Origin of the sequence: Pseudoduganella sp. S-14, assembly GCF_049913285.1 — a bacterium.
In the GTDB taxonomy this organism is placed as follows: domain Bacteria; phylum Pseudomonadota; class Gammaproteobacteria; order Burkholderiales; family Burkholderiaceae_D; genus Rugamonas.
Genome location: NZ_CP183991.1, coordinates 1,379,986 through 1,394,983, shown reverse-complemented (window position 1 = coordinate 1,394,983; position 14,998 = coordinate 1,379,986). Strand labels below are relative to the sequence as shown.

Sequence of the window (14,998 nt, the reverse complement as noted above, 5' to 3'; positions counted from 1 at the left end):
CTTAACGTTCCTTGTAGACGATGTCGATCGCCAGGCCGGCGGCCAGCAGCAGGCCGGAATTGGCCTTGAAGTCCTCCGCGATCGAAATCATGTAGTTGTCGGCGCTGGTGAACAATTCCTTGCCGATGCCAGCCCACTTCTTGCTGACGGTGCCTTTCTCGTTGCCCTTGGCGTCGAGGAACTTGAAGTTCCAGCCCTTCCAGTCGCCTTTCACTTCGGCGATCAGCTGGTCGCGCATGTCGTAGACAAAGAAGCCGCCGCCCAGGCTGAACAGCTTCGACTTGAAATAGCCGATCGCCTGGCCCGAACGGTCCAGGATCTCGATGCGGGAACGCAGGAAGGTCACGCCACGCTTGATGGTGAGCAGCGCAGGGCCGTTGGCCTGCTCGGAAATTTCCACCTTGGTCGGCAGGATGCGCTTGTCGATCACCAGGCGCAGCGCATGGACCAGGAAGCTCAGTTTTTCCTGTGCCACGCCCAGGTTCTGCTGGGTGTCGGGGTCGATGATGTCGTAAGCGTCCGAAAGTTTGAGCACGCCGACGTGCTCTTTGACGAAGTAGTTAGTCCTGTCCAGCAATTGATTTCCCCAGTAGTGAGTTTGAGTTATGAAGTACATGTGCAGTCGCGGCGAACTGCTCGTTGCCCGCCAGCTTGCCGCTGATCGTGTCAACGATCTTGAAGCCAGCGCTTTGATACAAGGCCAGGGCGGCCGTGTTACCAACCAGTACATCCAGCGACAAAGCCCTGCCCGACTCGCGCAGTACTGCGTCGAGCAGCGCACGGCCGATTCCTTGCCGGTGGCGGGCAGGATCGACGTACAGCCAGGTGACTTCATCTTCCGTGAAGCCGGCAAAGCCTACAACTTCACCGGCGACTTCCGCCACCGAGAGCGTCGCCTCGAACAGGCCCTCTGCCGCGCCGGTTTGCTCCAGCGTCAGGAAAGCATCTGCCAGGCCACTGGAATGGAGTTCGAACTTGCGCGCGGCATCGTGCACCGCGCAGATGCCTTGCCAGTCTGCAGCTTGATAAGGCCGGATCAGCATGCGCTCAGCGCCCCGGAACCAGGTAGCGCAGTTCGGCCATGCCCGGACCGATCTGCCGCGCCGACTGCAGCAGCAGCGGCGGGTTGGTCAGTCGCCGCGGGAACAGCGGCTTGCCGTGTCCCAGCGTGACCGAGCCCACCTGGACGATCAGTTCGTCCAGCAGTCCGGCATCGTGGAATTGTCCCGCCAAGTCGCCACCGCCCACGATCCAGATATTCTTGTCGCCCGCCGCCTCGCGCATGGCGGCGTGCACCGCGCGTACGTCGCCCTTCACGAAGCGCAGGTCGGCGCCGGGAATCGACGGCAAGGTGCGCGACGAAAAGATCCATGTCGGCTGCGTATAGGGCCAAGGCGCCCCCGTTTCCGCCGCCACCGTTGCGGCATTGCGCACCATCCACTCGTAGGTGGACGAGCCCATCGCGATGGCGCCAACCCGGGCGATGAACTCGGGATAGCTGCTGTCGTTGATATCGCCAAGCGGGAACAGCCAGTCCAGCGAATCGTCTTCGGTAGCGATAAAGCCATCAAGGCTTGTCGCGGTAAAAAATTGAGTCTTCATTTTGAGTGCAGCGCTGCCGCGTTTGCGGGAATGGGTGCAAGATTGTACGCGCCCGCAGCGCATCGAATTCTCTCAAAAAATTGCTCGCCGCCCCCTCAGCGGCGAATGCGGGCCGCCGCCAAGCCCAGGATTGCGCCGGCCAGGCCGCCAAGGAGCGATTGCGGCAAAGCGATCATGTCCTGCGCCCAGCCATCTGCGAGGGTCATCAGGTCGGCCGCCAGATAGACCGGTCCCATGCCCACGCCGAGCGGCACCGCCAGCCACGCCGGCCATTGCCCGCTTTGTTGCCAGCCGATGACGCCGCCAATCCAGCACGACACCGCGACCATTCCAATCAGCGCCCCACCCAGAGCGAAAGCAGCCTTACGCATGAATACTGTCTCCGTCGTTTTCCGGAATGGGGCGCACGACCATGAACAGGTAGGACATGGCGCCAAGGAAGGCAATTGCAGCTCCGGCCAGCAGCGCCGGTACAAAAGACCATTGCTGCGCGATATACCCGGTAAGCACCGGTGCCAGCGCACCGCCGAGGAAGCCGCCGAAATTCTGGATCGCGCCGAGCGAAGCGATGTGGCTGCGAGGGGCCGCCACCGTGGCGAGCGACCAGGCGCAGGCCGAAGATGCGTTGGCAAGGAAGATCACAATGGAAATGCACGCCACCGCCAGGACATTGCTCTCCACCAGCGCTGCAGGAATCGTGAATGCCACCATGCCCAGCGTCGCCAGCACCACCGCATTGCGGCGCCCCGAAATCGGGGTGCTTGCAAAACGCACGATGCGGTCGGAAGCCCAACCAGCGATCAGGGCGCCGGCAAAACCGCACAGGAAAGGTATTGCCGATGCGAAGCCCGCATGCGCCAGGTCCATATGGCGCTCGGTGCGCAGGTACCCGGGCAGCCAGGTCAGGTACACCCAGTTCAGGTATACCGAGCCGAAAAAGCCGAACATCATGCCCCACGTCACGCGATGGCGGAACAGCGCCAGCCAGGCGGCAAAGCTGGTTTTGGGTGCGGCTTCGCTGGCCTCACCGTCCTCCAGGTAGGCGCGCTCCTCCGCGCTCAACTCTTCGCGCACAGGATCGCGATAGACGCTCACCCAGACGATTGCAGCCAGCAGACCAAGCGCGCCGGTGACGTAAAACGCCCAATGCCAGCTGGTCGCCGCGATCAGTGGCGGCAGCAACAGCGGCGCCAGGGCGACGCCCAACGGCGAGGCAGAATTGTAGATACCCGTCGGCGTTCCGCGCGAGCGCAGCGGGAACCAATTGCTTACCACGCGTGCAGCAGAAGGAAATTGCGGCGCCTCCCCTACCCCGAGCGCAATGCGCGCAAGCACGAAGTAGCCAAAAGTCGATGCCAGCCCGCCGGCTGCCTGGGCCACCGACCACAGCACCAGCCCGAGCCCAAGCAGCCAGCGAGGACCGATCTTGTCGACCAGCGCACCGACCGGAAGCTGGCATAAGGCGTAGCTCCACGAGAATGCCGACAGCAGCAAACCCATTTCGCCCAGCGACAGGCCGAGGTCCGCGCGGATATACTCGTTGGCCACCGCCAGGGTAGCGCGGTCCAGGTAATTGATGACCCCGCTCGCCACCAGCAGCACCAGCGCCAGGCTTTGCCTTCGAAGGATTCGTGGAGGGACTTGGGTAGCAGTGATGTTGGTCATTTCAGGTGTTCCATACGCCGCGCGAATTATAAAATCGTGGCGAGTATAGAGCACGGCGCCATTATCGAACCACTTTTCCTGGATTAATCAAATCAGCATCATCGCAGGCCGACTTCGCGCCAAGGCGCTCGGAAACCAGCGCGCCGGAACAATAGCTAAGAGCTTCAGCAATCTTCTCCCCTTCGGCTATTTCGCAACTAGAACCTTGAGCGACTGCGCTATCGCCTCGGGAACGTAATCCGGCTCGCTCGGCTTGATCCGGCGCTCCGCCCCGACCATGGACCTTGCAATGCTTGGCAGTGGGCCCAGGTTGGAGACCCTGATATCTTCATCGGATACTCCTTCGCGGGACATGTGGGCGTTGGTTAATTTTTTGGCAAACCCTAGCACGCAGTCCGCCCGCTCCGGCCTCACCCCTGCCCAAGCTCCTGGGCCAGTCCAATGAGGATTCCTTCCGGTCCGCGAATGTAGCAGAGCCGGTACACGTTTTCGTATTGGACCACTTCTCCAACGACCGTCGCCCCCAGCCGGCCAAGCCGCTCCAGCGTATCGTCAATGTCATCCACAGCAAACATCACGCGCAGGTAGCCAAGGGCATTCACCGGCGCGGCACGGTGATCGGCAACCACCGCCGGCGCCAGGAAGCGGGACAACTCGAGCCGGCTATGGCCGTCCGGCGTACGCAACATCGCAATCTCGACACGCATGCCGTGCAAGCCTGTGACGCCATCAGCCCAATCGCCCTGCACTGGCGCACGCCCCTCAAGTTCGAGGCCAAGCTCGGCGAAAAATGCAATGGCGGCGTCCAGGTCCTCCACCACAATACCAACATTGTCCATGCGCTTGACTGTCACGATGCCTCCATGGTTTTCATTTGCTTGCGATGATTTGAGCGAGAACAATCCGCCCTTCCTCAAGGTTTCGTCGCTGATTCTGGGCCATGGCCGGAAAATCAGGTCCGAGGAGGATATGGAAGCCAACTGCCGGCAGCCCTTCAAGACGTATTTTCTCGGCAAGCGCCACGAACCAGGTGCGCGCGGCATCGGTCGTGTCCGACCAATGGGTCACCTTGAATCCTGCGGCCTCCAACAGCCGGCGCAGTTCATCAGGTGGCACCAGGAAGCTGGTATCGGGTGTGCGCGCCCACGGAACCGGAAAGAGAACAGGACCGGACGGGCCAGCGAGAATGTCATAGATCGCGAGGATGCCACCCGGCTTGAGAACCCGGTGCATTTCCCGGTACAGAAGGGCTTTGTCCGGGATATTCATCGCCACGTGTTCGGTCCATACGACGTCGAACGACGCGTCATCGAACGGCAGATGGGTTGCGTCGCCCTGGCGGAAGTCGACAAGATCCGCAAGACCGACCTTGGCGCTGAGCAGCGCCGCAGCATTGCAGTATTCCTCGGTCAGGTCGATGCCAGTGACGCGGCAGCCAAACTCCTTTGCCAGGCATCGAGAGGTGCCGCCGATACCGCTGCCGACATCCAGCACCCGCTTCGACGCATCCAACGAGGCCGCCCTCGCAAGTTCGAGCGTCGCTGTCCTGCCGCGGATATGGAACTCGTCTACCGGCGCCAACTCCTCGGGTGTGAGGTGATTCAGGTCCTTACCGGCCTTTTCCAGCGCCGCAAGGATGGCGTTCCCAAGATCGGAACGGGCGTAGTGCGACTGGATTGCGTCGTTGACTCGATTGAGCATGACATTCTCCCTCCAATAAAGAGCGCCCTTGGCAATGTCCTTGCCGACATTATTCACACGTTCATTATGGCTGATCGCGGCACAGCGTCACCCCGATGTCAGCTACCGCAAAAAGTGAGGCATCAAATGGAAGCCTCCTCTCTGATCTCTGCCAGAACTTTCCCGTTCGAGCCCGAAAATACTGAGCATTCAGCGGGAGCCTTTGCAAAATGAGGAGATGAATCGGTTTTTCAGCAGGTAACGTCGCGTTCAGCCGCACATCGAAGTGCGAAGCACGGCTGGAAAAAGCAGTTGGATGTCATGGCTCAATTTCGATGCCGTTACGCTTGAGCTCTTCTACCAGTTCACCCGGAAATTTGCCATTGGTGGCCCGTCTGCTTACAAAGACATCGGGAATCACCTTTCCCTCATATAAATTGCCAAAAATGAGACACTCGTCGCCGACATTAGCGAGGAAGTCGAACTGCCCCTCACAATCTGTCCCTAACATGCTCCCACCCACTCCTCGGACGGTAACCATCGAGACAGGCTGCCCGACGACCCACCGAACCGGCTTGAAGACAATATCGTAAAGTGTCGTGCCGTTCGATTCTTTTAGGCCATCAACCTTCGTGACGATGCCAGAGAAAACTACGGAATGCGCTGTACTGCCTGCAAGATAGTCCGACACCTTGTAGAACCGCGGTTTGCATGCGAAGGAAGGATCCATCGGCAGCAGCAACGCGGCACCGATGAGTGCCTTGCGAAACATATCAATAAAACTCCGCATGCTGCATCCTTTTAAACGGGTGTCCAACGTGTGTGGTAACCGGCGGCTGGGCTGCGTAGCGCGAACGCCATCCGGTTATTTGAAAGGTTAGACCTGATTTTACCGAATCCGACTCGGCCGAAGATCGCCTGCCAATATCGATCAATGGGTGGAGACCGCAACCAAAGGATAGAAGCGACGGCAACACCTACTTTCCACATCAGGGACGGATTGTCGAAATTGTAGGTGATCGCGACAGCAATCACCACACCGAGAAGTGCGCCAGAAACGAAATGTGTAACTTCCTCGGGTTTCGTGACCTCGTGATCATCGACGTTGCGCATGCGATAACGCCTGAATTAAGCCGGGCCGCGAGACAGCTTGGGCTTGAATGAATTGTTTGCCGCCATCGGCTGACGGGCTGCGGCCGGTGCCAAGTCACCGTATTTGCGCTTGCGCAGATCGGTAAAGTGCCACCAAGGTTGCGGCGCCGCCCCGCCCAAGAAATCAGTCACAGACATGAAAACGTCCAGGACGCATGGATCATGACGTGAGCCCGTGACAACACACAGGGACTCGTACAGATCGAGTGGGTCAGCGCCAATCAATTGGGTAGGATCACTAAAGCCAAGCAGTTCGAAGTCACGTGCCGCGGCTGGACCGATATTTGGAAGATCCGTGAAATGCCGGACCTTTTCCCGAACGACCTTTTGAGGATTCATGGTAGCTAACGATGCTGTATAAAAACCGCTTCAGAGGCAATAGTCTGTGCGTCCCAGGATTTTCGACAGCTGTGTTGGTTGATAGAGGCAACTGACGGCCCGCCGCTTGCCGAAAACCGCCTCCACTGTCGCCGTGCGCCGACCATATAGCTGGCGCCGGCGCGGGCTGCTCGCTTAATCCGCGATGCGCTCGGCCACCTGGTCGCCAACGGTCTGCTGCATCAATAGGCTGGTAACTTTGCCGCCGGCGTCGCGCCGGAACTCAACGCTATTCATCGTTCCCTCCATGAAAAAGCTGGTCGATGCATATGGCTTCAGGTCGGTCGCAGGACGGCCTTCGCGCTGCCAGGTCAGGATTGCCCCTTTGCGGCGCACCGTACGCGTGCTGTTATCGGCCAACTTGTAAGTGCCGACGAAGGCGTCCAGCGCCTCCGGCGCCAGAGCGATGACTTTGCGCTCAGGGAATGGATCGCCAATGGCAATGGCTGCAGCATGCTGCGCCACCACTTCGGAATTGAGCAAAGTGCGTTCGCCATTGCTCAACACAGCCACATAAACCTTATCGGCCGGCAGGCGAATGACGTAGCCATTAAAGCCAGGGATGTCGCCGCCGTGTGCAATTTCCTCGTGCCCGCGCAGCTTGCCAATGGTCCAGCCGAAACCATAGTTGCATGCTGCCCCATCAGGCAGGGTGCATGGCGTGAAAGCCTGCTTCCAGCTTTCCGCTGTCAGCAGCTTGCCAGCGCTAATGGCGGCATCCCAACGCGCCAGATCGTCAACGGTGGAGACCAGCGCACCAGCCGCGTAGGGCAGCGACATGCTGATTTGATCGGCCAGGCTATAGCCCGAGAAAAAGCCGCCGCGATAGCCTGGAATGCGGCGCTTCGCGCTGCGCTCCGAACCTTCGTAGGCCGTATCCGCCATACCTAACGGCTCAAAGATGTTCCGCGCAATAAAATCGGCATAGCGCATGCCGGAGGCTTTCTCGATAACTGCGCCAAGCAGGAAGTAGCCAGAGTTGCTGTAGGCCCAGCGTTCGCCAGGTGCGTAGTCCAGCGGTTCATCCTTGAAGAAGTCGATCATTTGCGCGACGTTCATGTCCTTGCGCGCCACCGACCAGAACGAACGCATGTCCGTGTAATTGTGGATACCGGACTTGTGCTGCAGCAGCTGATGTATGGTGATGGACTTGCCCTTGGTCGGATAATCCGGCACGAACCGAGTAATGTCATCCTGCAGAGAAAGTCTGCCTTGCTCTGCCAACATCAGGATTGCCACTGCGGTGAACTGCTTGGTGATCGAGCCCAGTCGCAACTGCATATCCGCCTGCAGCGGGACTTTTTTGTCGATGTCGGCCAAGCCATATGCTTTCCGGAAGACCGTCTCGCCATCTCGCATCACAATCACGGCGGCGCCGGGGGCGCCGGACTTGAACATGGGCGCCAACTTGGCATCCAGCAGCCCCTCCAGGGAAGTATTGTTAGCGTGTGTGAAGGAGGCCTGCAGCAACAGCACTGCAGCAACGATTGGGCGTAAGGACATCAATTAGCTCCTGAAAAATTCGGCATATATTAACTTACCAAGTATCAGAAAAGGCTCACCAAATTCCACCACGCTTTCCGGCGACAAGTACCATCGTATCGATCGAGCGCAAGCGTCGCGCCCTGGAAAACCCTGCCGCGCGGGCACATCACCAAGCCCGGGGACCGCTAATTACGCACGCCGCTCATTCTAGGAGCGCGAGCGATGCTTGCGAATGCTGTGTGGAAGAACGACAGCATTCGTCGCTGGGCAGTCTCACTGGACGTTGATGAAGTTTCGAACGATCAGCTAACCAGCGACCGTCCACCGCCGCGCGCGGGACAGATGAATTGCGTACCCGGGCGTCCGGTTGAACGAATTGTCGGGCGGGCGCCCGCAGAGCTCGCGCACCGAAAAAGTGTTCGCTACTCAGCTTTGGCGATCTGCGTATTCGAACAACTCGATGACATTCCCAGAAGGATCTTCGAGCAGGATTTGTCGGCCCGCCCCTGCCTCTGCTATTTGACCACGGAAGGTCGCGCCCGCTTTACGCAATCTCTCGATCATTCCGTCGAGATCCTTTGTCACGATCATGAAGCGGCTCCAGCCGCCAGGCTTGGGATCTCCCCCGGCCTTGCCCGCACTACCGGCACCTGGTGCGTTGAGGAAGAGATGCAAATCCTCCAGCGTTAACGCAGCGAACTTTCCCGGGTTATGCATCGCGACAGAAAAACCAAGACGATCGCGATAGAAATCAACAGACGTGTCAATGTCGTTAACGATATATCGAACAGATGCCATCGCGCTACCTCTTCAGTGAAAGCTGCGGAAGCGATAAGAACATAATAACCTTAACCATTGTCCCAAGCTAGCTGAAGCGCAGCGTAGAGATCGTGAACTTAATTGAGCCGCCATGCAGCTGATGCCGCCTGACGTGAAAGACGTTCGCACAACGCAGATCTATACCCTCGTCCTCAACCGGGGTGGCAATGCTGTTCTCCTTCGGCATGCACGCCTACTGCGATAAGGGTCAAGAAAACGATGAAGGAAAGACGCAGCATTTCACTCTCAACGTAAAGTCAACATCATCTTGCAAGATCAACGACCGGTTCAGTCCATCGCCTTACCGGCTTCACACAGTCGCTTGGAAAAAGTGCTGTTCGCGATCGGCTTGCCGTCTTCTGGAACACGAACCGAGGCCGATGACGTAACAGCGATCGATTGGTAGCCGAGGCCGTAGACGGTGGCGTAACGTCCTGACGGATCAGGAACAAACGCATAGGTGCCATTAAGCCTTGCGTTGTTTAGCTGCTGGCGAAATTGTTCTGCGGCAGTTGCATCGCCGCGTACCGCGCGGAGCAGCAAGTCCCTTTGAAGGTTCGCCGGTGGCTTCTCTATGTAAGCAGTGTCAATGCCTTCGATTTCTACAAAGCTCTCATGCCAACATTGGTGTTCGTATCCACTCGCGCGCAATGCCTTGAACGATGTTTTTCCGATCCCGTTCGAGTAATCAAAGAAGGCAACCGACAACGTCTTGGAGCCCGCACTTGCGAGCATTGGTGCACACCACAACAAGGCGACGAGGGTCTTGCGGAAAGTCGATTTCATGCGGCGTTCATTTGATTTCGGAAAGCCGAAGCATACTATCTTTATTGCAACTCCGGCTTCCGCGGCTCGGAAAACCAATAGAAATAGAGTGCGGTCTCGCTGGCGACTTGCTCCTGGGTGCGATAAACGAATCGGTCGAAACCACCCACCTCGAAGCCATTCCGCAAATAGAGTTTGCAGGCGGGGACGTTGTTGGTTTGGGTTTCCAGCCGCAGGCCCTTTAGCTGTTTGTCCTGAGCCCACGATTTGGCGAACTTAATCAGCGCAGTTGCAATACCGCGTTGGCGAAACTCGCGGGAAACGACAACGTGTTCGATTGACGCAAGCTCGTTCCATGTCGATGCCAGCTCGATCTTCCCGGCCATCACTCCATTCACAAATACTCCGTAGGCTTCAACCTCATCATCGCATTCATCGTCCGCCTCATAGCGTTTGGTGAACGGTTCTACGGTCCGGGGGCCAAGCCTGATATCGCCATCGACCAGGAAAATGTCGAAGACCTCACTGGAAGTAAAGGTGTTCTCTTCGCGATCAAGCCAACTTGTTGGCTGCTTGTGGATCTTCTCAATTCTCATGAGACCTCGCTCTCATATGCTTCCAACGCAAGCAATAGACTGGTGCGATCTTGCCGAGCCACTTTTTGCCATGCCTGGCCAGTCAGTGCGGCCTCCAATGCCCACAGCAAGTTGAGGCTTGCGCCAGGGTTGGACGCACGGGCTCTGGCGTATGCGGCAATCGCCCCAAGCTGGCGCAGTTCATCGACGGACGTAATGCCGGCTCGCGCGAGCATTTCCTGCGACTTCGGTCCAAGGCCCTTGAGACCTGCGATCGATTCGTCGCCGAGTTCTATTTCCTTGAGCGGGTCGCCGCCATCAATGAAGAGGCGCCCGCCGGGCATCAGCGCCTTGCGAATTCGGGCTAGTGCCGCCCTTCCCTGTTCGGGATGGCGGCCATCGAGCGCGCCAACCCTCACCGCAAAGGCGAGGTCGTAGCGCCGCTCGCCCTTGCTGAGCTCAAAGTCCTCGACAGCGGCCAGGCGAAACTCCAGCCGGCCAGTCGCCAACTGCTGGGAAGACGCCGCGACAGCCTTGGCAATAGCATTGCCCGACCTGTCGATGGCAAGGACATGGCCGGTCCCGATACGCGGCAGAACAGCGCGCGCAGCCACGCCGGGGCCGCAGCCGATTTCAAGGACTCGCATTCCGGTACGCAGCGGCAGTGCCGCAACGATTTCGGCAAGGCGCCTGGAAATCATCTCAGCCCTTCGACAAAGCCTTCAGTGCCTGCTTGATGCCGTCGGAGACCGAAGAACCGGCAGGTACGGTCTTCAGCGCCTGCAAGGCTTCCTTGTCGGAGTAGCCCAGCGCCAGCAGCGCGTTCAGGATGTCGGCTTGAGAATCGTGAACCGGGTGCGCGCCGGCAGCGCCGATATCGGCGCCCAGCTTGCCCTTCAGCTCCAGCAGCAGGCGTTCGGCGGTTTTCTTGCCGATGCCGGGGATCTTCACCAGGCGGCCGGCCTCCTGCAGCGTGACGGCTTGCGCCAGGTCGGCGATCGACAGGCCGGAAAGGATCGATAGCGCGGTGCGGGCGCCGATGCCGCTGATCTTGATCAACTGGCGGAACACGGCGCGTTCTTCGGCATTGCCAAAGCCGAACAGCAGGTGCGCGTCTTCGCGGATCGTCAAGTGGGTGAACAGGCTGACCTTTTCGCCTACGCCGGGCAGGTTGTAGAAGGTGGACATCGGAACGTCGACTTCATAGCCGACGCCTTGTACGTCTACCAGCAGTTGCGGGGGATTCTTTTCAAGCAGGATGCCGGTGAGACGTCCGATCATGGTGTTCCTTTGAATGCGGTTAGCCCACCAGGCGGCCACGCTTCATGCGCAGTCCGGACAGGGCGGGATGGGCGTTGGTGACGACGGCCAGTGTGGCCTGGCTGTTGGCGTGGCAGATGGCGATGCCGAGGGCGTCGGCGGCGTCGGTGCCGGGCAAGCCGGGCAGAGCCAGCAGGCGGGCGACCATGTCCTGCACCTGCGCCTTGGTGGCGCGGCCGGTGCCGACGACGGCTTGCTTGAGCTGCGTTGGTGAGTATTCGGCGACTTTGAGTTCGTGTGTCACCAGGGCGCAGATCGCGGCGCCGCGGGCTTGGCCCAGGAGCAGCGTCGATTGCGGGTTCACGTTGACGAAGACTTTTTCGATTGCGGCGCAATCGGGTTTGTAGGTGGCGGCGATTTCCGCTACCCCGTCGAGGATGACTTTCAGCCGCTGCGGCAGGTCGCCCTCGCCGCTCTTGATGGTGCCGGAGGCGATGTAGCGCAGCTTGTTGCCCACTTTTTGGATGACGCCAAAGCCAGTGGTGCGCAAGCCGGGGTCGATGCCGAGAATAATCATTCCCGGATTTTACGGCAGAAACCGGTAGACCGGTGCCAGACCCTGCGGGTCAGACCCCGGCCTACCGGCTTTACCGCAGATCAGTGACGGAAATGTCGGGTGCCGGTGTACAGCATCACCACACCGCGCTCGTCGGCGGCGTCGATCACTTCCTGGTCGCGCATCGAGCCGCCTGGGTGGATCACGCAGGTCGCGCCCGCGTCAACCACCACATCCAGGCCGTCGCGGAACGGGAAGAATGCGTCGGACGCCACTGCGGAACCCTGCAGCGACAGGCCGGCATTCTGCGCCTTGATCGATGCAATGCGCGCGGAATCGATACGGGACATCTGGCCCGCGCCCACGCCCAGGGTCATGTTGTTGCCGCAGAAGACGATGGCATTCGACTTCACGTACTTGGCCACGCGCCATGCGAACATCAGGTCCGCCAGCTGCTGCTGGGTAGGCTGCAGCTTGCTCACTACGCGCACCTCGGACGGCAGCACGTTCTTGGAGTCCGCCGACTGCACCAGCAGACCGCCGCCCACGCGCTTGAAGTCCATCGCATTCACGCCTTCGCCCAGCGGGATTTCCAGCAGGCGCACATTCTGCTTGGCCGACATGATCTGGCGCGCTTCCGCAGTGAAGGAAGGAGCGATCAGAACTTCCACGAACAGCTTGGCCAGTTCGGTAGCCGCAGCGCCGTCCACTTCCACGTTGAAGGCGATGATGCCGCCGAATGCGGAGGTCGGGTCGGTCTTCAGCGCGCGCTGGTAGGCTTCCAGCGCGGTCGCGCCCAGGGCGACGCCGCATGGGTTGGCATGCTTGATGATCACGCAGGCGGTGGCGCCCATGGATTTCACGCACTCCCACGCTGCGTCAGCGTCGGCGATATTGTTGAAGGACAGTTCCTTGCCTTGCAGCTGGCGGTAATTGGCCAGCGCGCCGGCTACCGGAGCCTGGTCACGGTAGAAGGCAGCCGACTGGTGCGGATTCTCGCCGTAGCGCATGTCCTGCACTTTTTCGAAGGCCACGTTCAGGGTTGCCGGGTAGGCGGAACGAGTCTCATGCTTGCGGTCCGGGCCCAGGCTGGAGAAGTAGTTGGTGATGGCGCCGTCGTACTGCGCAGTGTGCGCGTAGACTTTCTTGGCCAGGTTGAAGCGGGTTTCGTACGGCACGTAGCCAGGGGCGTTGTCGGTGCCCTTCATTTCCGCCAGCACCACGCCGTAGTCGGCCGGATCGCAGATCACCACCACGTCCTTGTGGTTCTTGGCGGCGGAGCGCAGCATGGCCGGGCCGCCGATGTCGATGTTCTCGATCGCGTCTTCCAGCGAGCACTCGGCCTTGGCCACGGTCGCCTGGAACGGGTACAGGTTCACCACCACCATGTCGATGGTCGGGATGCTGTGCTCTTCCAGCTTGGCGACGTGCTCTGGGAAGTCGCGGCGGGCCAGGATGCCGCCGTGGACTTTCGGGTGCAGCGTCTTCACGCGGCCATCCAGCATTTCCGGGAAGCCGGTGTAGTCGGCCACTTCGGTGACCGGCACGCCGTTATCGGCCAGCAGTTTCGCGGTACCGCCGGTGGACAGGATGTTGACGCCCATGGCCGACAGGGCCTTGGCGAAATCCAGCACGCCGGTCTTGTCGGATACGGAGATGAGAGCTTGTTTGATCATAGCTGTGGGGGGAAGGTTACGGAAATCGGTACAAACCATCCGGCCCCACGGCCCGTCGCGGCCAAAAGGAACCGGGACGCGGAATCAGCCTTACAGCAGGCCGTGTTCCTGTAATTTCTTGCGCAAAGTATTGCGGTTAATACCCAGCATCTGGGCTGCGTGCGACTGGTTGCCGTCGGCGCGGCCCATCACCACTTCAAGGATCGGACGTTCAACGGTCATCACTACCATGTCGTACACGTTCGATGCCTGCTGCTCGCCCAGGTCATTGAAGTAGTCTTCCAGGCTTTTCTGGACTACTTCCTGAATGCTTTCTTTGCTCATTTTCTTATCGATCTTGCTTAATATTTGCCAATGCAGGCGCGGTTCACGCAGCCAGCGGTTCTTCGGCGAGGCGGTATTGTAACCGCTCGCCGTACTTCCATTGGGATTCGAAGAAACTGTCGACTGCGCGCAGTTGTTCTGCGGTCGACTCGAGGCGGTTCATCTCCTGACGGAACTCCTCCCCGCCCGGGAGGTCGCGCACGTACCAGCCAATATGCTTGCGCGCGGTGCGCACGCCCAGGAATTCGCCGTAGAAGGCGTAGTGGGCCTGCAGGTGTTCGTCCATCAACTTGCGCACCTCGGCCACCAGCGGCGCCGGCAGGTGTTCGCCGGTGCGCAGGAAATGGTCGATTTCGCGGAAGATCCATGGGCGCCCCTGGGCGGCGCGGCCGACCATCACGGCGTCGGCGCCGGTCTTGTCGAGCACATAACGCGCTTTTTCAGGGGTGGTGATGTCGCCATTGGCGACCACCGGGATGTTGACTGCGGCCTTGACGGCGGCAATGGTGTCGTATTCGGCGTCGCCGGTGTAGCCGTCGGCGCGGGTGCGGCCATGCAGCGTCAGCATCTGGATGCCGGCTTGCTCGGCGATGCGGGCGATGCGCAGGGCGTTCTTGTTCTCGCGGTTCCAGCCGGTGCGAAATTTCAGGGTGACCGGCACGTTCACCGCGGGCACCACCGCTTCCAGGATGCGCTGGACCAGGTCTTCGTGCTGCAACAGGGCGGAACCGCACCAGTTGTTGCACACCTTTTTCACCGGGCAGCCCATATTGATGTCGATGATCTGGGCGCCGCGGTCGACGTTGAACCTGGCGCAGTCGGCCAGTTCTTCCGGCACCGCGCCGGCGATCTGCACCGCCTTCGGTTCCATTTCGCCGGTGTGGTCGGTACGGCGCGAAGACTTCTCACTGGCCCACAGGCGCGGGTTGGAAGCGGCCATCTCGGACACCGCGTAGCCCGCTCCCAGTTCCTTGCACAATTGGCGGAACGGGCGGTCCGTCACGCCAGCCATGGGCGCGACAAAGACATTGTTGCGGAGCTCGTGAGGTCCGATATTCACT

At 59.9% G+C, this 14,998-nt stretch carries 20 protein-coding genes; all 20 read right to left on the bottom strand.

Translation table 11 applies throughout. The features are described 5' to 3' along the window. Position 1: 1 nt before the first annotated feature. Complete coding sequence (locus tag ACN9MZ_RS06520; RefSeq protein WP_426168888.1) at positions 2-577, bottom strand: phospholipid scramblase-related protein; 576 nt, start codon at positions 575-577, stop codon at positions 2-4. Then, entirely contained in the window at positions 561-1,043 is a 483-nt protein-coding gene (locus tag ACN9MZ_RS06515) for a GNAT family N-acetyltransferase (protein ID WP_426341406.1), read from the bottom strand. The genes ACN9MZ_RS06520 and ACN9MZ_RS06515 overlap by 17 nt, the downstream gene beginning before the upstream one ends. A 4-nt stretch (positions 1,044-1,047) precedes the next feature. Beyond that, positions 1,048-1,602 carry a dihydrofolate reductase family protein gene (locus ACN9MZ_RS06510; protein WP_426341405.1) on the bottom strand — a complete coding sequence of 185 codons (555 nt, stop codon included), beginning with the start codon at positions 1,600-1,602 and terminating at the stop codon, positions 1,048-1,050. Positions 1,603-1,697: 95 nt separating this feature from the next. Then, entirely contained in the window at positions 1,698-1,973 is a 276-nt protein-coding gene (locus tag ACN9MZ_RS06505; RefSeq protein WP_426341404.1) for a hypothetical protein, read from the bottom strand. Continuing rightward, positions 1,966-3,267, bottom strand: coding sequence for an MFS transporter (locus ACN9MZ_RS06500; protein WP_426341403.1), 1,302 nt, complete (start codon positions 3,265-3,267; stop codon positions 1,966-1,968). Before ACN9MZ_RS06500 ends, ACN9MZ_RS06505 begins: the two co-directional genes overlap by 8 nt. Before the next feature lie 410 nt (positions 3,268-3,677). Beyond that, positions 3,678-4,121, bottom strand: a complete 444-nt coding sequence (locus ACN9MZ_RS06495) for a VOC family protein (protein ID WP_426172129.1) — start codon at positions 4,119-4,121, stop codon at positions 3,678-3,680. Positions 4,122-4,137: 16 nt separating this feature from the next. Beyond that, positions 4,138-4,968 carry a class I SAM-dependent methyltransferase gene (locus ACN9MZ_RS06490; RefSeq protein WP_426341402.1) on the bottom strand — a complete coding sequence of 277 codons (831 nt, stop codon included), beginning with the start codon at positions 4,966-4,968 and terminating at the stop codon, positions 4,138-4,140. Positions 4,969-5,266: 298 nt separating this feature from the next. Beyond that, positions 5,267-5,737, bottom strand: a complete 471-nt coding sequence (locus ACN9MZ_RS06485) for a hypothetical protein (protein WP_426341401.1) — start codon at positions 5,735-5,737, stop codon at positions 5,267-5,269. 11 nt (positions 5,738-5,748) lie between these two features. Further along, positions 5,749-6,060, bottom strand: coding sequence for a hypothetical protein (locus ACN9MZ_RS06480; RefSeq protein ID WP_426341400.1), 312 nt, complete (start codon positions 6,058-6,060; stop codon positions 5,749-5,751). Positions 6,061-6,075: 15 nt separating this feature from the next. After that, on the bottom strand, positions 6,076-6,438 hold the full coding sequence (locus ACN9MZ_RS06475; protein ID WP_426341399.1) for a helix-hairpin-helix domain-containing protein: 363 nt from the start codon (positions 6,436-6,438) through the stop codon (positions 6,076-6,078). 174 nt (positions 6,439-6,612) lie between these two features. Next, positions 6,613-7,980, bottom strand: coding sequence for a serine hydrolase (locus tag ACN9MZ_RS06470; RefSeq protein ID WP_426341398.1), 1,368 nt, complete (start codon positions 7,978-7,980; stop codon positions 6,613-6,615). Positions 7,981-8,388: 408 nt separating this feature from the next. Then, positions 8,389-8,760 (bottom strand): VOC family protein, encoded by a 372-nt coding sequence (locus ACN9MZ_RS06465; protein WP_426341397.1) that lies wholly within the window; start codon positions 8,758-8,760, stop codon positions 8,389-8,391. A gap of 309 nt (positions 8,761-9,069) precedes the next feature. After that, positions 9,070-9,567 carry a hypothetical protein gene (locus tag ACN9MZ_RS06460; protein WP_426341396.1) on the bottom strand — a complete coding sequence of 166 codons (498 nt, stop codon included), beginning with the start codon at positions 9,565-9,567 and terminating at the stop codon, positions 9,070-9,072. A 41-nt stretch (positions 9,568-9,608) separates the two neighbouring features. Further along, positions 9,609-10,142: a GNAT family N-acetyltransferase gene (locus ACN9MZ_RS06455; protein WP_426341395.1), complete on the bottom strand. Its 534-nt coding sequence runs from the start codon at positions 10,140-10,142 to the stop codon at positions 9,609-9,611. Further along, positions 10,139-10,822 (bottom strand): TfoX/Sxy family DNA transformation protein, encoded by a 684-nt coding sequence (locus tag ACN9MZ_RS06450; protein ID WP_426341394.1) that lies wholly within the window; start codon positions 10,820-10,822, stop codon positions 10,139-10,141. Before ACN9MZ_RS06450 ends, ACN9MZ_RS06455 begins: the two co-directional genes overlap by 4 nt. A 1-nt stretch (position 10,823) precedes the next feature. Beyond that, positions 10,824-11,402: a Holliday junction branch migration protein RuvA gene (gene ruvA, locus ACN9MZ_RS06445; RefSeq protein ID WP_426168854.1), complete on the bottom strand. Its 579-nt coding sequence runs from the start codon at positions 11,400-11,402 to the stop codon at positions 10,824-10,826. A 19-nt stretch (positions 11,403-11,421) separates the two neighbouring features. After that, positions 11,422-11,958, bottom strand: a complete 537-nt coding sequence (gene ruvC / locus ACN9MZ_RS06440; protein ID WP_426168851.1) for a crossover junction endodeoxyribonuclease RuvC — start codon at positions 11,956-11,958, stop codon at positions 11,422-11,424. A gap of 80 nt (positions 11,959-12,038) precedes the next feature. Beyond that, a complete protein-coding gene (gene purH / locus ACN9MZ_RS06435; protein WP_426341393.1) occupies positions 12,039-13,613 on the bottom strand; it encodes a bifunctional phosphoribosylaminoimidazolecarboxamide formyltransferase/IMP cyclohydrolase in 1,575 nt (524 codons plus the stop codon). Between the two features lie 90 nt (positions 13,614-13,703). Beyond that, entirely contained in the window at positions 13,704-13,937 is a 234-nt protein-coding gene (locus tag ACN9MZ_RS06430; protein WP_028102293.1) for a helix-turn-helix domain-containing protein, read from the bottom strand. Between the two features lie 43 nt (positions 13,938-13,980). Further along, positions 13,981-14,997 (bottom strand): tRNA dihydrouridine synthase DusB, encoded by a 1,017-nt coding sequence (gene dusB / locus ACN9MZ_RS06425; RefSeq protein WP_426341392.1) that lies wholly within the window; start codon positions 14,995-14,997, stop codon positions 13,981-13,983. Between the last annotated feature and the right edge of the window lies 1 nt (position 14,998).